The 25,281-nt window shown below is 72.4% G+C and carries 18 protein-coding genes and 1 pseudogene; 8 read left to right on the top strand and 11 right to left on the bottom strand.

Translation table 11 applies throughout. The features are described 5' to 3' along the window. Positions 1-31: 31 nt before the first annotated feature. The 7 genes from tagD to wecC form a co-directional block, all read right to left on the bottom strand. The gene (tagD, locus tag BN1056_RS08675) at positions 32-424 is read right to left on the bottom strand and encodes a glycerol-3-phosphate cytidylyltransferase (protein WP_210580424.1); all 393 of its coding nucleotides are present in this window, start codon (positions 422-424) and stop codon (positions 32-34) included. 155 nt (positions 425-579) lie between these two features. Continuing rightward, a complete protein-coding gene (locus tag BN1056_RS08670) occupies positions 580-1,755 on the bottom strand; it encodes a glycosyltransferase family 2 protein (RefSeq protein WP_210580423.1) in 1,176 nt (391 codons plus the stop codon). A gap of 682 nt (positions 1,756-2,437) precedes the next feature. Continuing rightward, positions 2,438-4,117, bottom strand: a 1,680-nt coding sequence (locus BN1056_RS08665; protein ID WP_210580422.1) for a CDP-glycerol glycerophosphotransferase family protein, incomplete at its 3' end; no start/stop codon positions are given. Positions 4,118-4,152: 35 nt separating this feature from the next. After that, entirely contained in the window at positions 4,153-5,265 is a 1,113-nt protein-coding gene (locus BN1056_RS08660) for an XRE family transcriptional regulator (RefSeq protein ID WP_210580421.1), read from the bottom strand. Between the two features lie 76 nt (positions 5,266-5,341). After that, on the bottom strand, positions 5,342-7,249 hold the full coding sequence (locus tag BN1056_RS08655; protein WP_210580420.1) for a CgeB family protein: 1,908 nt from the start codon (positions 7,247-7,249) through the stop codon (positions 5,342-5,344). Next, positions 7,242-10,277, bottom strand: coding sequence for a CDP-glycerol glycerophosphotransferase family protein (locus tag BN1056_RS08650; protein WP_210580419.1), 3,036 nt, complete (start codon positions 10,275-10,277; stop codon positions 7,242-7,244). The genes BN1056_RS08655 and BN1056_RS08650 overlap by 8 nt, the downstream gene beginning before the upstream one ends. 31 nt (positions 10,278-10,308) lie before the next feature. Beyond that, positions 10,309-11,559 carry a UDP-N-acetyl-D-mannosamine dehydrogenase gene (gene wecC / locus BN1056_RS08645; RefSeq protein ID WP_210580417.1) on the bottom strand — a complete coding sequence of 417 codons (1,251 nt, stop codon included), beginning with the start codon at positions 11,557-11,559 and terminating at the stop codon, positions 10,309-10,311. Between the two features lie 328 nt (positions 11,560-11,887). Here wecC and BN1056_RS08640 point away from each other — a divergent pair, with 328 nt between their 5' ends. The 8 genes from BN1056_RS08640 to BN1056_RS08605 are packed head-to-tail and all read left to right on the top strand — an operon-like array spanning position 11,888 to position 21,956. Then, on the top strand, positions 11,888-13,198 hold the full coding sequence (locus BN1056_RS08640; protein WP_244671600.1) for a glycosyltransferase family protein: 1,311 nt from the start codon (positions 11,888-11,890) through the stop codon (positions 13,196-13,198). Next, positions 13,195-14,412, top strand: a complete 1,218-nt coding sequence (locus tag BN1056_RS08635) for a glycosyltransferase (RefSeq protein ID WP_210580415.1) — start codon at positions 13,195-13,197, stop codon at positions 14,410-14,412. The genes BN1056_RS08640 and BN1056_RS08635 overlap by 4 nt, the downstream gene beginning before the upstream one ends. Then, positions 14,412-15,533, top strand: coding sequence for a glycosyltransferase family 4 protein (locus BN1056_RS08630; protein WP_210580413.1), 1,122 nt, complete (start codon positions 14,412-14,414; stop codon positions 15,531-15,533). Before BN1056_RS08635 ends, BN1056_RS08630 begins: the two co-directional genes overlap by 1 nt. Beyond that, positions 15,526-17,394: an ABC transporter ATP-binding protein gene (locus BN1056_RS08625; protein WP_210580412.1), complete on the top strand. Its 1,869-nt coding sequence runs from the start codon at positions 15,526-15,528 to the stop codon at positions 17,392-17,394. Before BN1056_RS08630 ends, BN1056_RS08625 begins: the two co-directional genes overlap by 8 nt. Further along, a complete protein-coding gene (locus tag BN1056_RS08620) occupies positions 17,381-18,592 on the top strand; it encodes a phosphotransferase (RefSeq protein ID WP_210580411.1) in 1,212 nt (403 codons plus the stop codon). Before BN1056_RS08625 ends, BN1056_RS08620 begins: the two co-directional genes overlap by 14 nt. After that, positions 18,589-19,722: a phosphotransferase family protein gene (locus BN1056_RS08615; RefSeq protein WP_210580410.1), complete on the top strand. Its 1,134-nt coding sequence runs from the start codon at positions 18,589-18,591 to the stop codon at positions 19,720-19,722. Before BN1056_RS08620 ends, BN1056_RS08615 begins: the two co-directional genes overlap by 4 nt. A 4-nt stretch (positions 19,723-19,726) precedes the next feature. Beyond that, on the top strand, positions 19,727-21,271 hold the full coding sequence (locus BN1056_RS08610) for a sensor histidine kinase (RefSeq protein WP_483297524.1): 1,545 nt from the start codon (positions 19,727-19,729) through the stop codon (positions 21,269-21,271). A 19-nt stretch (positions 21,272-21,290) separates the two neighbouring features. Further along, positions 21,291-21,956 carry a response regulator transcription factor gene (locus BN1056_RS08605; RefSeq protein ID WP_210580436.1) on the top strand — a complete coding sequence of 222 codons (666 nt, stop codon included), beginning with the start codon at positions 21,291-21,293 and terminating at the stop codon, positions 21,954-21,956. A 51-nt stretch (positions 21,957-22,007) separates the two neighbouring features. Here the strand turns inward: BN1056_RS08605 and BN1056_RS08600 are convergent, their stop codons facing one another. The 4 genes and pseudogenes from BN1056_RS08600 to obgE all read right to left on the bottom strand — a co-directional run. Then, positions 22,008-22,403, bottom strand: coding sequence for a hypothetical protein (locus BN1056_RS08600; RefSeq protein WP_210580409.1), 396 nt, complete (start codon positions 22,401-22,403; stop codon positions 22,008-22,010). A 63-nt stretch (positions 22,404-22,466) separates the two neighbouring features. Then, entirely contained in the window at positions 22,467-23,792 is a 1,326-nt protein-coding gene (locus tag BN1056_RS08595; RefSeq protein WP_210580408.1) for a glutamate-5-semialdehyde dehydrogenase, read from the bottom strand. A 123-nt stretch (positions 23,793-23,915) separates the two neighbouring features. Next, a complete protein-coding gene (proB, locus tag BN1056_RS08590) occupies positions 23,916-25,070 on the bottom strand; it encodes a glutamate 5-kinase (protein ID WP_210580407.1) in 1,155 nt (384 codons plus the stop codon). Then, positions 25,067-25,281: pseudogene (gene obgE, locus BN1056_RS08585) on the bottom strand (GTPase ObgE); the annotation flags it as partial. The pseudogene obgE and the gene proB, both read right to left, overlap by 4 nt.

Genomic DNA, 25,281 nt, shown 5'->3' with positions numbered 1-25,281 from the left:
AGGTCGCCATCGTCTTCTCTTTTCTGTAACTCTAAGATGCCTGCATGTCGTTCTTGATCTGGGTCGTCGAGATCTCCGGTGTGCGCGGGAGATAGACGACCTCGCACAGGCCCGCGAGTTGCTCGTCGAACTTGCCCTTCCAGTCGTCGCCCATGACGAAGATGTCGATGTCGTACTTCTTGACGTCGTCGACCTTCTGCTCCCAGGTGTACTCGGGGACAACCAGGTCCACGTAGCGGATCGCCTCGAGCATCCGGCGGCGCTCGTCGTAGGAGAAGTAGGCCTTCTTGCCCTTCCCGGCGTTGAACTCATCCGAAGACAGCACCACCACCAGGTAGTCGCCGAGCGCCTTCGCGCGGCGCAGCAGTTCGATGTGTCCGTAGTGCAGTAGGTCGTAGGTGCCGTAGGTTATGACGCGCTTCATGGGTCCTCGCATGGGTGATGGGGAGTCTTGCCGCGGCTGGGTACAAGCCTCCGGCTAGCACGACGGACGCGAACAAGTCGATCCTAACCGCGCCTTCTAGCGCGACTCCCCCTGTGGGCGCACTGAGAGGATTACGAAACGGCGCCAGTCGGCGGTTACGGGCGCGGCTGGCGGGCCTGCTCCATCAGGCGCACGCAGCGCGCGGCATCGAAGGCGCGTTCGGCGGCGTCAGCGTGGGCGACATAACCGCAGTTCCGTCCCCAAAACGTCGCCGACGTAGGCGAGTCGGTCACGGGAGACTGGGTGTACAGACTCGCCACTCGGCCCGAGGCGATGACGGCCACCGCTTCCTTGCCCTTCCACAGCAGCATGCGAGCGCGTGCCGCAGCGCTCAGGTGCGGCCACGGCGCCCGGCGGATCAACTCGGCGTCGATCCGCTCGACCAGGCGGCGCATGAGTTCTTCGTGCTGCTCGGCCAGCCCGGGTATGTCGGGGGCCTCTCCACGATCCACTACGCCGAAGTACCAGCCCAGGTCATATAGGACAGTCTCCTGCGCCCAGGGGGCGGCGCCGGTTTCTTCCAAGTAGGGCAGGTAGCGGTCGGTGAACTGCTCGATGTAGCGGCCGGGCTTGTCCCACGCGGTCTGCACCGCCGAGTCCCCGGCAGCACGCTTCTCGTAGTAGTAGACAGCGCCGGGCACCAGCACGCACCTCGGCTCGATGGCGCGCACCCGGCCGATGAACATGCCGTCCTCGAAGGTCGGCGCCGTCCGGTCCCCCGGGAACCGACAGCGGCGGGCGAGGTCCCCCCGCACCAGCACCTCGTGAGTGGAAAGCTGCACCACGTCTGGAGACCGGCCCACGTCCACGGCGCGTGTGCCTCGCTGAAACCGGAAGTCCAAGGGGTGTGGGGAGAGGGCTCCCCCCTGGCGGATGAGGGTGCGGCCGATCAGCATGCCCGCACCGCCGTCGCGGGCCCCTATCAGCGTCGAGATGAAGGCTGGGTCCAGTTCGTCGTCGGGGTCGGGGAAGCCGATCCACTCCCCCGCCGCCTTGTCCAGCCCGGTGTTCCTGGCCCGCCCCTGACCGCCGTTGTCGGTTTCAAGGACTTGGGTGCGCAGGTCTGTCCGCTCAGCCCAGTCCCGGCAGATGGCCGGGCTGTCGTCACAGGTGCCGTCCAGAACCAGCACCACTTCCAGCCGGTCATGCGGGTAGTCCTGGGCGTCCAGTGAGGCGAGGAAGCCCGGCAGGTACTTGGCCACCCCGTACACCGCCACTACCAGGGAGACGGTCGGCCTCCTGCCACCCCGGCGACTACGAATCAACGCCATCAGAGCCTCTCCTCCAGCAGCCGGGACAGGATCCGCTCGCAGGCTCCCGCATCCGGGATGATCAGCTCCGACGCCGGCTGCAGCCTGCCGTCGCGCGCATCCAGCACGGCCGCGACCGCCTGCCCGGAGCTCGCGGCGGACACGGCGCCTGCCTGCACGTGCATGCGCCGATAGGCGTCGGCGTCGCCGGTGCCGTCCGGGCTCCACACAATCGCCACGGCCCCGAGCAGCATCGCATCGTCCAGGATCGAGGAGCGGTCCGAGATCACGGCCCAGGCCCGCGACAGCTGCTCGGGCACATCCGTGCCCGTGGTGGTTGCCACGGCCAGGGCCCTGAACCAGGCCGGCGCGGCCAGGGCGAGCTTGGGGTGGGCGAACAGGACCGCGTCTACGCTCGCCTCCCCCAACGCCGCGGCGAGCTGGAGCCAGGGCGCGTAGAAGGCATCGAGCAGGTCGGTGCGAGCGGGGTCCTGGTCCAGTGCCCGGGAGAGCGTCGGACTCCAGGTGGGTGCCAGCACCACCCGGTCGCGCTCGCGTCCGAGCAGGGCGCGCATGGCGTCGTGGCGCGGGAAGCCGGTCAGCCACACCTCCCGGTCCGTGAGCAGGTAGGGGCTGTGGTCGGCGGTGATGGCGGTGTACTCGGCGCGGTGGGCGGTGATGAGCACGTCGATGCGGCGGGGGNCCACCGCCACATGTGCCGCATGGTCACACCGTGCTGTAGGAAGACCACCCGCTGGTCCCTGCGCGTGCCGCCGCCCATCAGGCGTGCGGCGATGGCGGGGTCACCGATGTCGGCCAGCAGCAGGGTGTCGGCCTGCGCCCAGGCCGTCTCAAAGGCGGCGGTCCCCGGGGAGACCAGCTCGAAGCCGTCGGCTTGCAGTCGCTCCCAGTCGGCGCAGCGGCGGTCGACGGCGAAAACGTGCCGGATGCCGGGGGCATGCTCGCGCGCGTAGCGGTACAGCGGTTCGGCGTTGTCCCCGGCGGAGTCGTGGCGGTCCAGGTAAAGCCAGGTGCGGGATGCGTCCGGCAGCATCGCCGTCGGCGCGTCCACCCGGGGCGTTCTCGTGGCCGCCCGGGTGCGCTCGGGTACCGTCCCGCCGCGGCGGCCGGCCAGTCGGGCCGTACGACGTCGCAGCGTCCGTAGCCTCCGCGTCAGAGCGCGACGCGCCCTTACTGCCGGCGCTGGCGAGGGCGCGGGCGGACGTCGCATGCCCCGGTAAGGGGCGGGGACAACCTCGCGGCCCCCGATGAGGCCGGTGACGGTCCCCCTGGGCAACCAGACGAGCCGCTCATGGACGAGCACGCGGTCGAAGTAAGCGTGGTCGACGATCTTCGTGCCGGTCGGTTCAACCGGCTCACCGTCCACGCGCCACTGCTCCTCGGGCAGGGCTCCGGTGAAGAAGTAGGACACCTGGCGGTCCGGCCGGAAGGGGCGCTGCGATGGCAGCACGGGGTCGGGCAGGCGTGCCCCAGTGACCGCCAGCAGTGCCGCGAGCCGGTTGAGCGCCACCGGCGTGGCGCAGTACGCCTCCACCTGGGCTGCGGGCACACGCCCCAGGACGCCGACCAGCAGTTCGGCCACGCGCGCCCGCTCGACCTCATCCAGGGCGTGGGCGGCGAAGCGCAGGCCCCGATCGGCGTCGGTGATCTCGATCAGACGGGCGAGCACCAGCTGGTGCACCCAGGCGGAAACCCCGCCCCGCTCCTCCGCCGTGTTGTACCAGGCGGGAATATCCCGCTCTAGCGCTTGGATGTACTCGGGCAGCGTGGACAGCGGCGGCGGTTCCTCCGGGCGGGGGCGCTCAATGACCCCGGGCCCTGTATGCAACCGGACTCCCTGGCCGCTGGCCGCCAGCAGGCGGATCAACAGTGTGGCGCCGTCGGCATCGGCCTCATCCCAGGGCGGAAGACCGTCCGCGGGCACGTCCATGACCGCGCCCGACAGCCGCAGGGTGAACAGGTGCGGCTCCGCCAGCAGGCTGGCGTCTCGCGCCCCGTGGGTGAAGCGGGCCCGCAGCGGGTGTGTGTCCGAGACGTGGCCGTCGACCATCCGTTTGAGCGGCAACATGACGACGGCGGTGCGCCCGCTCGTCGGCAGTTCCTCGGCCAGCCCCGGCTCGGGCACATCCCCCGCCCGCAGCACCAGCACCCGGCCGCCGCGCAGGCCGGCGAGCACCCTGCGAGCGGCGGCCAGCGGCGTCTCCCCCACCACGGGCTCCAGATCATGCTCCGCGAGTGCCGCGGCCTCCGCACGGGTGGGGCCTTCCCGGCCCACGCACACAACGACGTCACTGATCCCCTCATCGGCCAGGCCGATCAGGGTGGTCTCCAGGTCCCCACCGCCGTCGACGATGACCACCACGCGGAGACACGTAGCACCGCATGTCGCCGCATCACTCACGAGACGTACTCCCAGATCGCGGTTCGTTCCCTCGGACGCGGTGCCGGGAGATCCTCCACATCAACGAGGCCCCACAGGAGGTCGGCCGCACGCTCCCTGCTGATCTCCTCCTCGCGCACGAGCTCGAGCACCGCGCGTTGGAAAGCGCGCGGCTGCGTCGTCCCGGCCAACTCCTCGGTGGTATGAAGGTCGAACTCGATCATGTCCGCCTGGGTGGTCCGAACGGCCCGGATATCCCCCGCCTCAGATGCAGAGACGACGCCCAGGTCACTCAGGCGACGCGCGAGAGTCGACATGTCCACCCGATACTCGCTGCCGACGACGACCGCCGCCGTACGTGTCCCGGACCGCTCTGCAATCTCCGTCCAACGCGCCGTCACCGCCTCTCGCGGAAGTAGGAAGGCCCGCGCAAACGCATCCAGACGAGACTCCATAGGCTCGTCGGCGTCGGCTACCCGCCAGTCCACCGTGTAGGCGTCCTTCACCAGGAAATGGCCGAGCTCGTGCGCCGCCGCTAGGCGCCTGCGTCCTACCCGCTGAGTGGAGTTGACCAGACAAACGCCAAGACCGTCAATGAGAATCGTCCCGGCGTCCGCGGTGTCGGCGCCAAGGGGCCGCGTAAAAACTAGGAGACCAACTGCAGCCAGGTGGTTCTGGATAGCGCGTACTGGCTCTGCCTGGTCATAGCTGAGCAGTCCCCGCGCCCTCGCGGCCATAGCTTCGGCCTTCTCCTCGGAATCGGGCCGCTCCCACGCTTCAGTCAGCGCAGCCACTGTGAGGGGACGTAGCGAGTGGACCAGCCGAACCTCGTCGGCGAGATCTGCGAGAAGTGCGTCGATCTGAGAGTCCACAGTGTCAAGCCCCTGGGACGAGCGGTGGGCTACCACCGCGGCGACCGGCTCCTCGAAAAAGGCGGCCATGCGTACACGGAGCGCACGGGCGATGTCGGAGAGCTCAAGAGCGGAGACCTTGCGCGTGCCCGCCTCGATCTTGTTGACCGCCGTCCGCTCAAGTCCCACCTGCTCACCCAGATGCTGCTGGCTGATACCAGCACGCGCGCGCGCCTCGCGGATCCGTAGGCCAAGGGACTCCGGCGTGATTTCTCCCATGTGTGCGATTCTGGCACGTTCGTGCCTCACGTGACAATCCCCAAAACCGCAGAGACGCCGACCACTCCCACCCCGGTCAGTGCACCTCGCCCGGGATCTCCGCGTCGCCGGGCGCGCCCCAGTGGGTGATCCGGCCGGTGGCCAGCACCTCGGCGGCGGAGATGCCCCAGGTGTGGCCGGACTCGGCACCGCGGCGCTGCACGAAGCCGAAGCGGGAGGCGGAGTACATCCGGGCGCCGGCAGTGGATGCCCGCTTGAGGAAGCCGGTGTCCTCCCCGATGGTCGTGGCGGGGAAGCCCACCTCGCGCGCCAGCTCCGTGGCGGCCACCAGCGTCGGCCCGGACAGGAAGGCCGTGTAGCGGTGCTCCCACTCGGGGAAGCGCAGAACCACGGCGTTCTCGCCCTCCAGGTGCACGAAGTGCGCGTGCTTACCCACCACCTCGGCCCGGGCATAGTCGGCGGCCGCCAGGGATTCGAACAGGTAGTAGTCGCCGTACAGGTCGTCGTCGTCCAGCTTGGCGATGAAGTCGGCATCCACCCGCGCCAGCATGCGGTTGTAGTTGGCCCCCAGGGTGTCGGCGGCATCACCCGCAACCCAGTCCACCTCCAGGCCCAGGTCACGGGCGCGGGCGCGGGCGGCAACGGGCGCCTCGAAGCCGTGGGTGAGGATGATGGGCCGCTGCTCCACCTCCTGCTGGCGGGCGAGGGTGTCCAGCACGCCGTCGATGCGCTCGGGACGGATGGTGGAGATCAGCGGGGCGATGGTGGGGCGGCGGTAGCTCCGCTCCCCCAGGCCGACCGCCTCCAGGACTTGGTCCACGCGGGCGGTGTAGGTGTGCCGCAGCCAGATCTCCCGCTGGGCCAGGTAGGTCATGCGGTCACGCAGTTCCGGATTGTTCACTAGCGCCCGCTCGGCCCAGTAGGCCTCCTTGCGGTCGCCGACGACGGCGAGCGTCCCGGCGGGCAGGAACCGGCCCGTGGCGGGCGAGGGCATGGTCACCACCGAGGTGCCGCAGGCGGTGATCTCGAAGATCCGGCGGGCGAACATGGACGGGCTGCTGACCACGGAGTTGACGTTCAGGAACACCTTGTAGCCCCGGTAGGCGGACAGCATTTCCGGGTAGCTCAGCGACCCGCGCACGAAGGCGTCGAAGGGGGCGGGGAACTGATAGTTGGCGTCGGCACCCAGGTAGCGGGAGAAGATGTCCAGGCCGTGCTCCAGCCGCGGGGCGGCGTCCACGGCGGCGCCCAGCAGTGTCTCCATCTGCTCGCGTCGTTCGGGGTATTTGTGGGCGAAGTACATGCCGGCGAAGGCGATGTCCCGCAGCGGCGCGGGGCGGCCGTCGTCGTCGCACAGGCGCACCGGGTTGTGGATGGTGGGCTGGGCGGCGAAGGGCAGCACGCCGATGTGGTCGTGCCCGAGCTCGGCCCGGTAGCGGTCCAGGAGAGTCTCATCCGTGGTGAACACCCAGTCGAACAGGCGGGCGGTCTCGATCGCCTCGTCGTAGTGGGCGGGGTCCTCCTTGTTCCAAAACACCGTGGGAATGCCTGCGGCGCGGGCATGCGCAACCAGTTCACGCAGCTGTGCGGAGGGGCCGACCTTGCCGATCACCTGGTAGCGCCAGGCGTCCCCGTTGCCGTGCCAGGCGGACTCGACGAACAGCAGGTCAATCGGGGCCGCGGCGATTTGTGCCCGCCAATCGGCGGGGGTGAGCGCCACGGGCCGCCACTCGTACTGGAGGGCGTGGGTGGTGAATTCGTCGGCGATGACGCCGACCGTCAGCTCATGGCGCGGCGGGGCGGCGTCGGGTGCGGGCACGTCCCAGGCGGGGAAGGTGACCTGTCCCTTGCGGGCGCGGCGGCGCCCGGTGGGGCGCGCCCAGGCGCTCGCCCGCCGCCGACGCCGGAACTCTTTCACTCCGGCGACCCCACCGTGGCGGGCGTGCCACAGGGTCTTGCGGGCCGTGCGGATCAGGTCACTCATGGGGGTCCTCCTCGCCGGGGCGGGCGGGCACCGCACCCGGCAGCACCGTATCGATCCAGGCGCACACGGCGTCCAGGCTCGCACGAATAGATGCGGGATCCACGGCCGCGGGCACCGGGCCGCCGGCGAGCAGCTCGGCGGCGCGCGCCTCGGCCTCAACCTGGGTGCGGCTGACGGGCAGGCCCGAGTCGTCCGGCCAGTCCCGGTAGAAGCCACGTTCACGCTCGCGGTAGGTCTCCAGGTCGGGCACGTGCAGCAGGGCTGGGCGGCCGGTCAGGCCCCAGTCGTGGATCACCGAGGAGTAGTCGGTGATCAACAGGTCGGCGGCGAGCATGAGCGCCTCCAGGCTCTCGTAGCGGCTGACGTCCAGCACGCGGGCCCCACCACCAGGCAGGGCGTTCATGTGGTGGCTGCGCACGAGCACGACGGCGCCGGTGGCACGGGCCAGGGCGGCCGCATCCAGTAGGACCGGGGCCTCCCGGCAGGGGCGGCGCAAGTCCTCCCGCCAGGTGGGGGCGTACAGGATGACGGGGTCACCCGGGGCGATGCCAAGCCGGGCGCGCACGTGCTGAGCCGTCGTCGTTCCACCGAGCAGCCCGGCGTTGCGGGGCTGCTCGCCGACGAGCACCTCCCCGGTGTATCCCAGACCGTGGCGCAGGTCCTCTGCAGCGTCCGAGGTCTGGGCGAGCAGGAGGTCCCACTGGGGCACCTGCCGCGCCATGAGCCGCCGGTAGGGCAGGGTGACGGAGGCGCGCGGGGCGTCGTTGAGCAGATGCTTGATGGGGGTGCCGTGCCAGGTCTGCAGGATCGTCTGCCCGGAGCGCTTGGAGAACCAGTGGGGCAGGTGGTCGTTGACCACCAGCAGGCGGGCGGTGCGCAGGGCCCGGAACCACTCGGGGGTGCCGACGACGATCCGGCCGGCGCCCGCAGGCACCGGCACGGTCCCATCCTGCACGGACACCCACAAGGGTGCGGACACGCCCCGGCGGAGGAGCTCATCGCGGATGGCACCCGGGTTGTCGCCGGCCGACTTACCGCCGAAGGTCTCGAAGAAGATGCCGGGCAGGAGCGGGCCCCACTCCTCCTCGATCAGGAGCCGGTGCCCGTACCTGGAGCGGTGCTGCGGGGCGACGGGGACGATGACGCTCAGGTCCAGGTGACCGTCGGGCTGGGGGCGCAGGCGCACACGGCGGGACCGCCCCGCCAACTCGGTGGGGGGACCGTCCAGCTCGGCGCCGATGGCGCAGCGTCCTTCGCCGCCTGCGCCGGACCAGCGCAGGCGATAGCCGCCGGAGGGCAGGGCCGGGTCGGCCAGGTCCAATTCGGCAGACCAGGCACCGGAGGCGGTGACATCGGTTGCGAGTGGGAAGGTGCCACCGGCGGAGGCGACCGCGATGGTGAGGTCGGCCAGCGCGGGCCCGGGACCGGCGAGTCGGAGCCGGTCGCCGTCCAGGTGGGCGGAGGCGACCACCACCGCGCCGGGAGCGGGCTTTCCCACGCCGGATTGCAACTCCCCCGGACGTGCGGGACGGATGGCCAGTGACTCGCCGTCGGCCTCCATACTCCACCCCGCAGATGACACGCGCGGTCGGCGGGAGCCCAGTGGCGGTGGCACTGGCTGCGTCAATAGCCGGTCGCCGACCCGGAGGCGCAGTTGCGCGTACATGGGTTCGTCCGGGGCGCCCGCCAGGTTCAGGACAGCGCGGTAACCGGAGCTCGCGTAGCTGTGCCAGGGGTCGTCGGCATCCAGGTCCGCGTCCGGCGCGTTGCTACTTTCCATGTCGGCGCGCACCACCTCACGCCCGACGCCGGGCGCGGCTCGCCCCGTCCCGACGTCAGATGCCTCGCCCTGGCCGGAGGGAAGCAGCACAATCTCTGGCGCGGGCACGGACGCTGGATCGAGGCCGGGGACGTAGCCCCAGCCGTCCAGTCGGAGCCGCTCGCCGTCGATCCACGCGCATGTGCGTATCGCCTGGCGGAGGCACAAATCGGCGTCGGTGACGGCGAGCAGTGCGGTGGGCGGGAGCGTGATCCGGGTCAGGACCGGCGGGGTGGCGTGCAGTGCCCCGTGCTCGAGGGTGAGCGGAACCGCGGGGGTGTCCTCGCCGCGGGATGCCAGGACTTCAAACAGGTCGGCGGCATCTGCGTGCGCGAGTACCCACAGGAGCAGGCGGTCGGGCAGAGGCAGGGCGGCCCACAGCGGGGCGCCGGGGTCGGTGGGAAGGACCTCGCGGGCGAGGCGGCGCAGCCGTGCGACCGCCGCATCCGACTGTGCGGGTGCATCCGTCGCCAGATCGAGGATGGCGCGGTGGTGCAGAGCAGCGAGAAGGGTGGAGTCCCGGCCGACCAGCGTGTGGCGATCTCCGGCAATCTCGTCAGCGAGCGCCGCCAGGCGTTCCTCCCAGGACGGCTGCCTCGTGGTGCCGGTCAGAACCAAGTCCCGGGACTCGACGGTGATGTCCTCGGCGTCGGCAAGCAGTCTGAGCGCGGCTGCACGGGCAGCCAGATCGGGGAAGACATCCCGGCCACCCGCCAGGGCCCCAGCCCAGGCGCTTACGGGAGCGAGCACTCTGCCCGGACTGAAGCCGTCCAACAGGGCGGGCGCGGCCGCGATGCCGCCAAGGCGGTGCGGCCCGGGCACGGGCGCCCCGGCCCCCTGGCCCAGGGGACGGTGTCCGCCGAAGTGGACCGCGCCGTCGGCGGACACCCGCCCGTATCCGTCCCGGGCCGCGGCATCGGCGGCTGAGAAGACCGTCAGGGCGCGCCCACGAGCCGTCCCGAGCGCTGCCGCCAGGCCGCCGTCGATCTCGCGGATGCGACGCGTGCGGCGCGCGAGCCCCGTGAGCGCGGCGCGTTCGGCGGCCGGGCAGTCCGGGCTGACCAGGGCGAGGATCTCGACGTCACCGGGACGTTGGTTGAGCAGCGTACGCACGGCGCGGTCGACGCGGGCGTCCGAGCCGACGAGGAGGACGATGCTCAGCGCCGGACGGCGGCGAGTCAGCTCCTGCAGCCTGTGTCGGATCCCCATGGCGTCATTGCTCTCTGGTTTGTTCCGGAGCTCAGCGCCAAATGCCGCGCGTGTCGACGACGCGCTTGCCGTCCAGCAGGTTGCGGTCCAGTGCCTTGAACTCCCGGTGGTCCACCAGCAGCACCACCACGTCCGCGGCGGCAATCGCAGTGCGGTAGTCCACGAAGGCGATGTTCGGGGCCCCGTTCAGTGCCTCGGGCGGCTCGGTGATGTTTGGTTCTACGGCCAGCACCTTCGCCTCGGGGAGCTGGGCCGCCAACTCCCGGGTGATGGACAGCGCCGGCGACTCGCGCAGGTCGTCCACGTCCGGTTTGAACGCCAGGCCCAGCGCAGCAATCGTCGGGGATGCGAGGTCGGCGGCCGCCTCCCGCACCCGCTGGATCACGTGCGCGGGCTTGGAGTCGTTGACATTGCGTGCGGTGTGAATCAGGCGCGCCTGCTCGGGCGCTGCGGAGACGATGAACCACGGGTCCACGGCGATGCAGTGGCCGCCCACGCCCGGGCCGGGCTGCAGAATGTTCACCCGCGGGTGAAGGTTCGCGAGCTCGATCAGTTCCCAGACGTTCACGTCGAGCTTCTCGCAGATAATCGACAGCTCGTTCGCGAAGGCGATGTTCACGTCGCGGAACGCGTTCTCCGTCAGCTTCGCCATCTCCGCCGTCCGCGCGTCCGTCAGCCGCAGCTCGCCCTCGCAGAAGGTGGCGTACACGTCCCGCGCCAGTTCGGCCGCCCTGGGCGTGAGACCACCGATGACGCGCGAGTTGCTCACCATCTCCGTCATGATCCGCCCCGGCAGCACCCGCTCCGGGCAGTGCGCGAAGTGCACCACCGGCCGGCCCGCGGTCCCGTCCACCGACAGGTCCGGACGCTCGGTCAGGATCACCTCCGCCATGTGTTCGGTGGTCCCCGGGGGCGACGTCGACTCCAGCACCACCAGCTCGTCCCCCACCAACTGGGGCGCGATGCCCCGTGCCGCCGCCTCGATGTAGGACAGGTCCGCCTCGTGGTCACCGCTCGGTCCCCGCTTGAAGGGGGTGGGGACCGCCACGATGTACACGTCCGCACGCGGGGTTTCCTGCTGTGCCCGCAGCCGCCCCCGTGCGACCGCGTCGGCCACCACCTCACCCAGGCCCGCCTCGACGAATGGCAGTTCGCCCCGGTTAACGGCGTTCACGTGCCGGTCCGAGACGTCCACCCCGACCACGTCGGCGCCGGCACGCGCCAGCACGGCCGCCGTCGGCAGGCCGATGTAACCGAGTCCAACCACGCAGATGGAGGTCATGGGCGATGCCTCTCCTAAGGATCTACCGCAGCCGGTGGGGCACTGGCCTGCGGGTTGCGTACAGCCTAGTCCCTCACCCCGCAGCCACCCCGCCGAGACCGGCACACGAGACGCACCGAAACCGGCACCGGTTACGCATCCAGACCGGTCAAAGCGGCTGGGGTGGCCAACGGCTTGCCGGTGCTGTCATCTCTCAGCGTTTGGCGTCAGCGCTGGTCGGGGCATCGAGCACCTAAGAAAACTCTCATCGTTGTCTCACCGTCGCCTTCTGGGCGGGCGGGAATCTTCTTTATGAAGTCGCCACCGGGCGACCGAAAGGAATACTCCCATGATCCGCCCACAGCCCCTGACCCCGACCCCGACGGTGCCGCCACCACGGCCGGCCCCGGAGCCGCCGGGCCCGGCCGTCCCCACGCCTACGCGGGCCCTGGCCCGCCGGTCGGCGCCCCGCAACATCCGCATCGTGCTCTACAGCCACGATGCCCAAGGCCTGGGCCACCTTCGCCGCAACCTCGCACTCGCCCACCAACTCGCCAACGACCTGCCCGCGCTCACCGGCGCGTCGGTCACCGGCCTGCTGGTGGCCGGAGTGTCTCCCTCCCCCGGCTTCCCCCTGCCCGCCGGCTTCGACTGGCTGGTGCTGCCGGGCTTCACCAAGGGCGTGGGCGGATACCGCCCCCGCGGCCTGCGCGGCACCCCCGATTCCCTGGCTACGCTCCGCTCCGGGCTCGTCGCCAGCACGCTCCAGCGCTTCGCCCCGCACCTGGTGATCGTCGACCGCCACATCTACGGGGTGCGCAAGGAGTTGCGCGCACCGCTGAAGCACCTGCGCGCCACCTCGCCCCAAACCCGGATCGTGCTGGGCCTGCGCGAGGTGCTGGACGCCCCCGAGGTCGCCGCCACCGAATGGCGCAACCTGGACGCCCCCGCCAACCTGCGGCGCCTGATCGACGAGGTCTGGGTGTACGGCGACCCCACCGTGCACAACCCCGTCGCCACCGGCGAGGTCCCCATCTGCCTGCGCGACCGCGCCGTGTTCACCGGCTACCTTGCCAAGGGCCGCAGCCTGCTGGAGCGGGGCGCCCGGGCGCCGGAGGACCCATTCGTCCTGACCACGGTCGGCGGCGGCTCCGACGGCCTCGAGCTCCTGCGCAGCGCCGCCCGCATGACCCCGCCCGCCGGCCACCGCCACGTGCTGGTCACCGGCCCGCAGCTCGACGACGCCGGTTTCGACGCCGTGCAGACGGCCGCCGGCCCGACCACCGAGGGGCACCGCTCCCTACCCGGGCTGAGCCGGTGGATCGAGCGGGCCGCGGCGGTGATCGCCATGGGCGGCTACAACACCGCCTGCGAGATCCTGGCCACCTCCACCCCCGCCCTGATCGTCCCGCGAGAGCAGCCGCGCCTGGAGCAGCTCATCCGCGCCCGCGCCCTCCAGGCGGTCGACGCCGTGGACGTCATGCGTACCGCCGAGCTCACCCCCGAGGGGCTCACCGCCTGGGCCGCCGGAGCCGTCACCCGGCGCATGCCCCGCACCGATTTGAACACCGACGGCCTGCCCGCCACCGCCCGCCGCGCCGCCGCCCTGCTGCGTGCGCAGCTGGCCACCACCCACGCACTTCAGGAGATAGCCTCATGACTCGCATCGGATACGTACTCAAGGTCTATCCGCGCTTCTCGGAGACCTTCGTGGTCACCGAAATGCTCGCCCGCGAGGCGCTGGGCGACGACCTGACCATCTACGCCCTGCGCCCCACCACCGACTCCCGCTTCCACCCGGAGATCGCCCGCATCCGAGCCCAGGTCAACTGGGTGCCGCGCCCACGTCGAGCCATCGACATGTGGGAGCTGCTGGCCAGCTCGGTGAACGAACCGGACATGCGCACCCACCTGGCGGAGATCCTGCCGGCCGTGGCCGACCTGCCGGGCGACGAGGTCGCGCAGGGGGCGGCCCTGGCCCGCGCCGCCCGCGACGCCGGCATCACCCACCTGCACGCCCACTTCGCCTCCCTGGCGGGCCGCACCGCCTGGATCGCCTCCCGCCTGGCGGGCATCCCCTACACGGTCACCACCCACGCCAAGGACATCTACCACGAGTCCGTGGACCCGCTGTGGCTGCGCCGCATCTGCGCCGACGCCGACCGGGTGATCGCCATCAGCCGCTACAACGAGCGCTACCTGCACTCGGTGCTGGCCGGCACCGGCGCCAACATCCAGTTGCGCTACAACGCCCTCGAGCTGGACCGCTTCCCCTTCCGCCCGCCCGCGCCCGCCGACGGCCCGCTTCACGTCGCGGCGGTCGGCCGTTTGGTGGCCAAAAAGGGCTTCAACGACCTGATCGACGCCGTCGGCATCCTCACCGACGCCGGCGTACCGGTCACGCTGGACATCGCCGGCGAGGGCGAGGAGCGCGACCACCTGGCCGGGCAGATCACCGCCCTGGGCCTGGGCGACCGCGTCAACCTGCTGGGCCCGCTCACGCAGGCGGAGGTGCGTGCCCTGCTGGGCCGCGCCCAGGTGTTCGCCGCCCCCTGCGTCCCGACCGAGGACGGCAACATCGACGGCCTGCCCACCGTGGTTCTGGAGGCGATGGCCTGCGGCACGCCCGTGGTCGCCACGGAGGTCACCGGCCTGCCAGAGGTCATCCACGACGGCGAAACCGGGATCCTGCTGCCCCCCGCGGACCCGGCCGCGCTCGCCCGGGCCCTGCGGGAACTGGCCGAGGGCACGGTCGACGCCGCCCCGCTGGCCCGCAATGCCCGCGCCCTGATCGAGCGCGACTTCGACTCCCGCACCCAGGCGGCGGCCCTGTCCGCCTGGGAGTCCACCCCCGAGCTTCAGGAGGTTCACTGATGCGTATCGCCTACATCTGCACCGACCCGGGCGTGCCGATCTTCGGCGCCAAGGGCGCCTCCGTCCACATTCAGGAGGTGGTGCGCGCCCTGCGCCGCGCCGGCCACGAGGTGACCGTCTACGCGGTGCGCCGCGGCGACCTGGTGCCCGCCGACCTGACCGACCTGCCTGTGCGCATCGTCCGGATCGATGCGGCCGACGCCGCCGCCCGTGAGCGCGCCCAGGCCGAGGCCGCCGCCCTGCTGTCCCGACAGGTGCGCGAGGACGGCGCGGACCTGGTCTACGAGCGCTACTCCCTGTTCTCCACCGCCCTGGCCGACCTGGCCGACGCCGGCATTCCCGGAGTCCTGGAGGTCAACTCCCCACTGATCGACGAACAGCGCCACCACCGCACCCTGGTGGATGAGGCGCGGGCCCGGGCCGCCCTGCGCGCCCAGGTGCGGGCCGCCCGCACCACCGTGTGCGTCTCGGAGCCGGTGCGCCGCTGGGTGTGCGGGCTCGTGGACGCCCCGCGCGCCGTCACCATTCCCAACGGCGTCAACCTGGACCGGCTGCGCCCCTCCCCGGAGGACCCGGACGCCGTGATCGTCACCTTCGTGGGCACCCTCAAGCCATGGCACGGCGTGGCGGACCTGCTGCGGGCCGCCGCCCTGGCGCGCGAGGACTGGCGCCTGCGCATCATCGGGGATGGCCCCGAGCGCGAGGCCCTGCACGCCCAGGCGGAGGAACTCGGCCTGGAGGTGGACTTCCGGGGGGCGCTGCCCCCGCAGGACGTGCCCGCGGCACTCGCGGGCAGCGCCATCGGCGTGGCCCCCTACCCGGACCTGGGCGGGGAGGACGAGCAGTACTTCTCCCCGCTGAAGGTGCTGGAGTACCTGGCGGCCGGACTGCCCGTGGTCGCCTCCGCCGTCGGCCAGCTGCCGCGGCTGCTCGACGGCGTCGGCGTGCTGGTGCCGCCATCGGACCCGGCCGCCCTGGCCGCCGCCCTGGACGCCCTCGCGATCGCCCCGCAGCTGCGGGCCCGCCGCGGCGAGCTGGGACGGCGCCGGGCAGAGAAGCACCACGGCTGGGACGCCGTCGTCGCCCAGATCCTCACCCAGGCGGAGGTGCAGCATGTCTGAGCCCCAGATCTCCCGCTCCGCGCTGAGCCGCACCCTGCGCCTGATCGCCCCGGACCTGCGGCCGCAAGTCCGGCTGGTGGCCGGCGGCACGGTGGCGCTACTGGCCGAGGTGGTCTTCCGGGTGGCCGAGCCGTGGCCCATGAAGATCGTCATCGACTCGGTGCTGTCCTCGCTGGGTGCCGAAACCGGCTATGCGCCCGCCAACCTCGCCCGCCTGCTCGGGCTGGGGGCGGCGCTCATCGCGATCGTCGCCATGCGGGCGCTGTGCAACTACCTGGCCACCGTGTCCTTCGCACTGGCTGGCTCCCGCACCGCGATCGCGCTGCGACGCCGCGCCTTCCACCACGTGCAGACCCTCTCCCAGCAGTTCCACTCCCGCAACCGCTCCGCGGACACGGTGCAGCGCCTCGTCTCGGACGTGGCCCGCATGCAGGACGTAGCGGTGACGGCGGGGCTGCCGCTGGCCGCCAACGTGCTCACCCTGACGGTCATGCTGGGGGTGATGGTGTGGCTGGACCCGCTGCTGTCTTTGGTGGTGGTGGGCGCGATCGCCCTGTTCTTTCTGACCTCCTCGGGCAGCTCGAAGAAGATCACCTCCGCGGCCCGCCGCACCCGCAAGTCCGAGGGCCACCTGGCCAACACCGCCCAGGAGGCACTGAGCACCATCAAGGTGGTGCAGGCCTACGGCCTGGAGCCGATCGTGGAGGACCGCTTCGTCAACGCCAACCAGACCTCCCTGCACGCCGGCGTGCGCTCCCTGCGCCTGGCGGCGCGTCTGGAGCGCACCACCGACGTGATCGTGGGCCTGGCCTCCGCGGTGGTGCTGGTGGGCGGCGGCCTGCGGGTGCTGGCCGGGGCGATGACCCCCGGCGACCTGGTGCTGTTCAACACCTACCTGCGCACCACCATGAAGCCGCTGCGGGACATGGCCAAGTACACCGGCCGCATCGCCCGCGCCGCCGCCTCCGGGGAGCGGGTGGCCAACCTCATGGACGTGCAGCCCGACATCGTCTCCCCCATTGACCCGGTGCCGCTCGGGCAGGTGCGCGGTGCCCTCACCTTCGAGGACGTGGTCACCGAATACGACGGGCACGAGATCCTGCACGGCGTCAACCTGCACATCGACGCCGGCGAACACGTCGCCATCATCGGCCCGTCCGGCTCGGGCAAGTCCACGCTCACCTCCCTGGTGGTGCGCGCGCTCGACCCGGTGGGCGGCAGGGTGCGGCTGGACGGACACAACCTCGCCAGTCTGGACCTGACCGAGCTGCGCGCGCAGGTTTCCGTCCTGCACCAGGAGGCGGTCCTGTTCGCCGACACCATCCGGGAGAACATCCGCATGGGCCGCCCCGAGGCCACCGACGCCGAGGTGGAGGCCGCCGCGGTGGCGGCCGGAGCACACGAGTTCATCACCGCCCTGCCCGACGGCTATGACACGGTGGTCGGCGAGCGCGGCGGCACGCTGTCCGGCGGGCAGCGTCAGCGCGTCGCCATCGTGCGGGCCCTGCTGCGCGACGCCCCCATCGTGATCCTGGACGAGGCGACCACGGGCCTGGACCCGGCCTCATCGGCCGCCGTACTCGACGCCGTCGACCGGCTCTCGCGCGGCCGCACCCTGCTGGCGGTCACCCACGAGACCGAGGTGGCCATGCGCTCCGACCGGATCATCTGGATCGAGGACGGCCGGATCCAGCTCGACGGCACCCCGCAACAGCTACTCAAGGACGCCCCTGCCTTCCGGGCGTGGGCGGCCGCCGGGGCGGCACAGCGGGAGCTGCTGACCAGCGACAAGCGGCCCGCGCGCCCCGAGCACAACCAGTCCGACGCCGAGACGATCAGGAGGAGCCATGTACGTCAGTAGCACGCGCAGCGCCGTCGACACACTGCTGGATTCGGACCGGCTCAGCGAGTTGGTGGGAGCGCCGGTGCGGGCCGCGCGGCTGCGCATCAAGCCGGGCGTGTCGGTGACCGCCTCCCTGCTGCAGGCCGACACCGACACCAGCGCCGGGTGGGTTCGGCTGCTATGGCCGGTCAGCCGGGTCAAGGCCACCAAGGCCGCCCGCCGCGCCGAACGCCTGGGCCTGCGCACCAGCCAGCGGGACACCGGCGATGGGCTGCTGGCGCAATTCGGGGAGGTGGCCACCGACCCGGCGCTGGTCCGGCACGTGGCCGCGGCCCGCGAGCGCGGCCTCCTGGACGGCCTGGAGGGGAACCTGCTGCGCTACAACCCGCTGCGCCGCCTGGTGGTGCGCACGCCGGCGGGGGTGGTGCGCGTAACCGCCGGCTCGCAGCGCCACGCCGCCGCCGTGCAGGCCTTCGCCGCCCGCTACGTCCCGGTGCCGCCGGCCCGGCCCGTCCCGCCGGGCACGGATGCGGCGCACGTGAGCCTGCAGGGCTTCGTCGGTGACGGAGACCTGGAGCGGTGGCCGGAGCCGGCCGCCACCGCCCGCGCCGGCGCCGCCCTGGCCGCCCTGCACGCCCGAACCGCCGACCTGCCCGAGTCGTTGCGGGCCGACCTGGACGACGCCGAACCGGCCGCCGGTGAGATCGCCGCCGTCCACACCCGCACCCTGACCCACCTGGATCCGGCGCTGGCCGCCCGCGTGCACCGGCTCGGCCAGGCCCTGGACGCGGCCATCGCGGCCGCTCCGGAGCCGGGCCCGCCGGTCCTGGTGCACGGGGACGCCTCCCCCGACCAGGTGCTCCTGGAGCGCACCTCCGGGCAGATCTGGCTGACGGACTTCGACCGGGCACGGCTGGCGCCGGCCGTCGTCGACCTGGGCTCCTACCTGGCCGTCGCGCCCGCCGACGCCGCCCCCGCACTGCTGGCGGGCTACGCGCAGGCGGGCGGACGGGTGCCGGCCGAGGAGGTGCTGCGCTGCGCCGTCGCCCGGGCCCGCCTGGAGCGTATTCAGGATCCGCTGCGCCACGGCGACCCGCAGTGGCGGCGCCGGCTGGGTGCGGAGGCCGACCACATCGAGCGGCTGCTCGCCGCCCTGGCCGGGCCTGCCCGTCGGGGCGGGGCGGATGTGACCGAGTGGATGCGGGAGGCGTCATGAGCGGCGCCGACCGGATTCCTGACGGGGCCGGCAACCCGGCGGTGACGACGCTGCGGCGCCTCCCCGGACTGCTGCGGGCGTGGCCCGACAAGGACCGCGGCCTGGTCTTCGAGCAGCGGGACGAGGCCGACCGCCTGCGCGCCGGCAGGATCGACGCCGACGGGCGCGTATCGCTGCTGCCCCATGCCACCGACCCGGCCCTGCCCGACCTGTCCCCGCGGCTGCTGGCTCCGGCGGGGGACGGACGACTGGTGGTGCACCGGGCGGGCCGCCGCGCCGTCATCCTGAGGCCCGACCGGGTGCGCAAACTCGTGCGCGCCGGGCGGGCCGGGCGACTGGCCGACCCCCGCGCGGCCCGGCCCTTCCTGCGGGCGGGGCTGCGCACGCCGGAGGTGCTGGACCGCTCCCCCTCCCACCTGGACCTGGAACTGCTGCCCGGAACCTCCCTGGGCGACCTGGGGGACGCGGGCCTGGCCGGCTGGGAGCGGCTGACTCGGCTGTGGCCGGGCGTCGTGCGCCCCGAGGCGCTGCCGGAGCACACCGGCGCGGACGAGGCCGCGGTGCTGCGCGGCTGGCACCGGCGAGCCGCCCGCCTGGGAGTGCTCGACGTCGCCGCGGTCAGTCCGCGGGCGCTTGCCGACGCCGTCGCGGCGGTATGCGCGCGGCTGGAGGCGCCCGGCCAGGCGCTGGCGGCCGCGCACCGGGACCTGCACGACGGCCAGTTGCTGTGGGACGGGATCACCCTGTCCCTGCTCGACCTGGACACCGCCGCCCTCGCGGAGCCTGCCCTGGACCTGGGCAACCTGGTGGCGCATGTTGACCTCATGCGCGCCCAGGGGCGTCTGGGCGCGGCGGCGCATGGGCGGGTCGGCGCGCTACTGGACGAGCTGGCCGGCGGCCTGGCCGGCCGGCCGCGCCTGGACGCCTACTACCTGGGCGCGCGGCTGCGACTGATCTGCGTGCACGCCTTCCGGCCGGGCACCGAGGCGTGGCTGCCCGCCTGGACCGCTCAGACCCTGCGCCTGGTCGCCGCGGGCGGGCACGCCTGGAGCGAGCGCGCGCAGACTCCGGGCAGTCCCGAGCCCGGGGCCGCAAGCGGGGCACACGGGCGGCCACAACGGGCACAATAGCCACGTGAAGGTCACAGCCCCGTTCTCCCGGGCGACCATCCGCACCCGGATCATGTGGACGATCATTCTGGTGGCGGTGGCGGCACTGGCCACCTCCGGCGCCGCCGTATGGGTGCTGGACCTGCGCTCCACCCACGCCGACATCGACGACCGCCTGGTGCTGACCCGGCAGGAGCTGCGCCGCCTCGCCGACGAGGGCGTCGATCCGGTCTCCGGGACGCCACTGAGCGACCCGGCCCAGGTGCTCCAGACCTACATGGCCCACTCCGTCCTGGGCTCCGGGGAGGGGCAGTTGGGCATCGTGGACGGCGCCGTGCGCCTGGTGTCCGCCGAGGGGGTGGGCATGCGCCCGGAGGCGGACACCGAGCTGGTCGCGCGGCTCGTGGACCTGGCGGGCGCCGGCGTCTCCACCATCACCACCGTGGACACGGGCGCCGGCCGCTACCGCGTGCTGGTGGTGCCGCTGACCGACGGGACGACGACGGGGGCCCTGGTGCGCGCCGTCGACCTGGATGCCGCCGAGGCGGGCCTGTGGCGCACCATGCGGATGTATGCGGCGGCGGCGCTCGTGACCGTGGCACTGGTGGCGGCATTGGCCTGGCTGGGCATCGGCCGCCTGCTGCGCCCCATCTGGGAGCTGCGCAATGCCACCGAATCCATCGACGAACGCGACCTGACCACGCGGGTGCGCGTGCGCGGACACGATGACCTGTCCGCCCTGGCGGCCGCGGTCAACCGCATGCTCGACCGGGTGCAGCGGGCGGTCGGCGCCCAGCGGGAGCTGCTCGACGACGTCGGCCACGAGCTGCGCACCCCGATCACGGTGGTGCGCGGGCACCTGGAACTGATCGACCCCGACGACCCCGAAGACGTGCGGCAGACCTCCGAGCTGGCGCTGGACGAGCTGGACCGAATGAGCACCCTAGTCGGCGACCTGCTGGAACTGGCCCGATCCTCGCAGAGCGACTTCGTGACCCCCGAGCCCACGGATGTGGAGGCCCTGACCGGGCAGGTGTTCGACAAGGCCCGGGCCCTGGGTGAGCGCCGCTGGCGGCTGGAGACCTGTGCGACCGGCACCGCCATGCTCGACCCCGCCCGCCTGACCCAGGCCTGGCTGCAGCTGGCGGCCAATGCGGTGAAGTACTCCGAGGAGGACTCGCGCATCTGGCTCGGCTCGGCCATCCGCCCGGGTGACGTCGGCAGCGCCGCGGACGCGGGCGGGGCGAGCACGGCATCGGGCACCTCCAGGGCCGCGGGCGCGGAGGACACCGAACTGCACGTGTGGGTGCGCGACGAGGGCATCGGCATCGCGGCAGCGGACCTGGAGCGGGTGCGCCGCCGCTTCACCCGCACCGCCCCGGCACAGCGGCGGGCCGCCGGCTCCGGGCTGGGCCTGAGCATCGTGGAGAACATCGTCGGCGCACACGGCGGCCGACTCGACATCGCGTCCGAGCTTGGGAGAGGATCTACGTTCACGCTGCGCATCCCCCTGAGGTCCCCTGAGCAGGCACGGCCGGCGCAGCAGAAGGAGACGAGTGACCACCCATGAGCACACCCGTGAGCGCAGCATGAGCACGGTACTGATCGTGGAGGACGAGGCCCGCATCACCTCATTCCTCACCAAGGGGCTCAAGGCCGCCGGATTCGTCCCCAAGGTCGCAGACACCGGCCGGGACGCCATCGAGATGGCGCTTCTGGGCGACATCGACATCATCCTGCTGGACGTCGGCCTGCCGGACATCGACGGCTTCGAGGTGCTGGAGCAGCTGCGCGGCCAGGGAGTGACCACGCCGGTCATCATGCTCACCGCCCGCGCCTCCGTGGCGGACCGGGTGGCGGGCCTGGAGGGCGGCGCTGACGACTACCTGCCCAAGCCCTTCTCCTTCGACGAGCTCGTGGCCCGCATCCGACTGCGCCTACGGCCCCGCAAGGCCCCGGCGGCCTCCGAGCCGGGCGTACTGGAGCACCGGGACCTGGCCCTGGACATTCGCACCCGGCGGGTGCGGGTGGATAGGCAGTGGGTGGACCTGTCGGCCCGCGAGTTCGCGCTCGCCGAGGTGTTCATGCGGCACCCCGGGCAGGTGCTCAGCCGGGAGCAGCTGCTGGCCAACGTGTGGGGGCTGGACTTCGATCCCGGCTCGAACGTGGTGGACGTATACGTGTCCTACCTGCGGGGCAAACTCGGCAAGGAGCGCCTGGAGACGGTCCGCGGGGTCGGCTACCGGCTGGTATGACCGCCTAGATACGCCTGGTCGAGGCACCTGCCCCACCCGGCTCGGGCCGGCTCAGTCGTCGTCCCCGTCATCGTCGTCGGAGTCCCCGTCATTTTCGTCGTCGTCGGAGTCGCTGTCGGTGTTGACGCTGCCGCGGTTCGTCGTGCCGCCGGAGTTGTTCTGCGGCACGGTCTGCGGCGGGGCCTGCTGCACCACCTGCGGGGCGTCGTCGTCATCGGCGTAGCCGTCGGAGTCCGCGTCGGCATCGGCGTCGGTGTCCGGGTGAGGCGTCATCAGCGGCCCAACACTGCGGGCGGTCGGGGCGGTCGCCGCGGGGGTCATGGCGATGCCGGGTTCGTCGTCGAGACCGCCGGGGTGGCGCAGGACCAGCACGGCCACGCCGATCAGCAGTACGGCGGCCGCGGCGGCAACGCTTACCGCCAGCGGTCTGCCTCGGTCAGGGTTCACGACTGCTTCCTCCTGCTGGATTCGCCCCGACGCCGGGCGGAGGCGGGGCAACGGGCCGCAGGGTCAGGGGCGCACGTGCCCCTCCCCCTCGACGACCCACTTGGTGGTGGTCAGCGCCGCCAGGCCCATCGGGCCGCGGGCGTGGAGCTTCTGGGTGGAGATACCCAGTTCAGCGCCCAGTCCCAACTGCCCGCCGTCGGTGAAGCGGGTGGAGGCGTTAACCATGATGGCGGCCGAGTCGACCTGGCTGACGAACTGGTTCATGGCGGCCACGTCCTGCGTCAGGATCGCCTCGGTGTGTCCGGTCGAGTATGCGGTGATGTGGGCGATCGCGTCGTCGATGGTGTCGACCACTCGCACCGCCAGGTCCAGGCTACCGTATTCGGTCTCCCAGTCCGCCTCGGTGGCGTCCACCAGCAGCTCCGTGCGGCCCTGGGCGGAGGCCTGCTCCTCCACGCAGGCGCGGGCGGCGGCGTCGGCGTGCAGGATGACGCCGCGCTCCCACAGGGCGTCCGCGGCCGCCGGCAGGTAGGCGGAGGCGGCGGAGCGGTGCACGAGCAGCGTCTCGGCGGCGTTGCACACCCCGACCCGCTGGGTCTTGGCGTTGACGATGATGTCGACGGCGGCGGCCAGGTCGGCGGCGGCGTCCACGTACACGTGGCAGTTGCCGGAGCCGGTCTCGATCACGGGCACGCTCGACTCCTCCACCACGGTGCGGATCAATCCCGCCCCGCCGCGCGGCACGAGCACGTCGATCAGGCCGCGCGCATGCATGAGGGCGGTGGCTCCGGCGCGGCCGGCCGGGTCGATGGTGGTGACCAGGTCGGCGGGCAGGCCCGCCGCCGTCAGGGCGTCGCGCAGCACGGTGATGATGGCGGCGTTGGTGTCCGCGGCCGCGCTGCCGCCCCGCAGTACGACGGCGTTACCGGATTTCAGGGTCAGGGCGGCCACGTCCACGGTGACGTTGGGGCGGGCCTCGTAGATCATGCCGACCACGCCGAGCGGCACGCGCACGCGCCGCACCCGCAGCCCGTTGGGCAGGGTCTGCCCGTCGACGATCTGACCCACCGGGTCGGGCAGGGCGGCGATCTCGCGCAGTGAGTCGGCAATGGCGGCGATGCGGTCGCCGTCCAGGGCGAGGCGGTCGATCAGTCCCGGCTTCATGCCGGCGGCGCGGGCGCGTTCGAGGTCCCGGGCATTGGCGGCGAGGATGAACTCGGCGCGGGCGGTCAGGGCGTCGGCCAGGGCGTGCAGGGCGGCGTCCTTGCGCTCCCGGTTGACGCCGGCCAGGGCGCGCTGGGCCTGGCGGGCGGCTCCGGCGGTGGTGGCGACCAGGGCTTCGGCATCGTTGACGGAATCGTTGGCGGCATCTACGGGTGAAGTCGTCATGACACCAGACTGTAGTCCCCGCCGCGCCGTGCGGGTAGGCGTGATGCGGTGCTCGGCGTCGCTCACACGCGGGCGCGGGTCTTCCCTCGGTCTCGTTAAGCGGAGCGCGAGGAGGGGTAGGCGTCAGGCGCCCGCGGTGCGGGGCAGCTCGGCCAGGTCGTCGCGGTGCACCACCGGGGCCACGTGGTCTCCGGGGGCGGGGGCGCCGCGGCCGCGGGCCTCCAGCACCTCCTCGATCTCGGAGGCCGCATAGCGGCAGATACCGCGGGCCAGCACCCGCTGCGGCCCCACGATCTCCACCACGGAGCCGGACTCGAAGTCCCCGTCCACGCCGACCACGCCGGGCAGCAGCAGCGACTTCTTGCCCTCGGTGACCGCCCGGGCCGCCCCGGCGTCGACCAGTACCCGGCCCTCCGGCATGGAGGCGTGCGCCATCCACAGCCGCCGGCTGGAGCGGTGCGGCCCGGTGGGGGCGAACCAGGTGCCCAGGTCGGCGGGAATGGTGCGCCCGCCCAGCAGCCGGGGGGCATCGTCGGCGTCGGCGATGATGGTGGCCGTGCCGGACGCGCAGGCGATCGTGGCGGCCTGCACCTTGGTGGCCATGCCGCCGGTGCCCAGGGCGCCGGCGTCGCCGTCGACCCGGACCCCGGCCAGCTCGCCGGTGCCGCCGACGTAGCGCACGGGGCGGGCGCCGGGCGTGCCCGGGCGGGCCGTCCACATGCCGTCCACGTCGGTGAACAGGATGAGCACGTCGGCGGTGACCAGGTGGGACACCAGGGCGGCCAGGTGGTCGTTGTCACCCAGGTTGAACTCGGTGGTGGCCACGGCGTCGTTCTCGTTGACCACCGGCACCGCTCCCATGGACAGCAGCGTGTCGAAGGTGGCGCGCACGGTCCGGTAGTGACTGCGCACGGCCACGTCCTGGGCGGTCAGCAGCACCTGCGCGGTGACCGCCCCGTAGGCGCTCAGCGCGGTCTGCCAGCGGGAGACCAGGCGCCCCTGCCCTACGGAGGCGGCGGCCTGCAGCAGGCGCAGCTCTCCGGGACGCGACTCCAGTCCCAGCGGGACCAGGCCGGCGGCCACCGCGCCGGAGGAGACCAGCACGACGTCGTGGCCGCGGCGGCGCATGCCTGCCAGCAGCCCGGAGATGATGTCGATGCGGTTCAGGTCCAGTCCGCCGTCGGGGCGGGTCAGCGAGGAGGAGCCGACCTTGAGCACGACGCGCGCCCCCTCCGGCAGGGCGTCGGGGCGCAGGCCCACGGCATCTGCGGCGCTCATGCGTCCTCCCAGTCGGCGGCGTCGGTCCACAGTCCCTCGGCGGCCTCGTCGCGCAGCTGCTGGCGGGCCGCCTCCTTGGCGTCCATCCAGTCGTGGTACTGCGCGCGCCGCTCGGCGTTGGTGCGGCGGTGGTGGTCCTCCAGGCGGGCGTCGGTGCCGCGGGCGCCCAGCAGCTCCGCACCGGTGGTCATGGCCGGCTCCCAGGTGAAGA

This window comes from Actinomyces succiniciruminis (genome assembly GCF_900002405.1).
Classification (GTDB): domain Bacteria; phylum Actinomycetota; class Actinomycetes; order Actinomycetales; family Actinomycetaceae; genus Actinomyces; species Actinomyces succiniciruminis.
The sequence above is the reverse complement of the archived record's forward strand: the minus strand, read 5'-3'. Positions and strand labels throughout refer to the sequence as shown.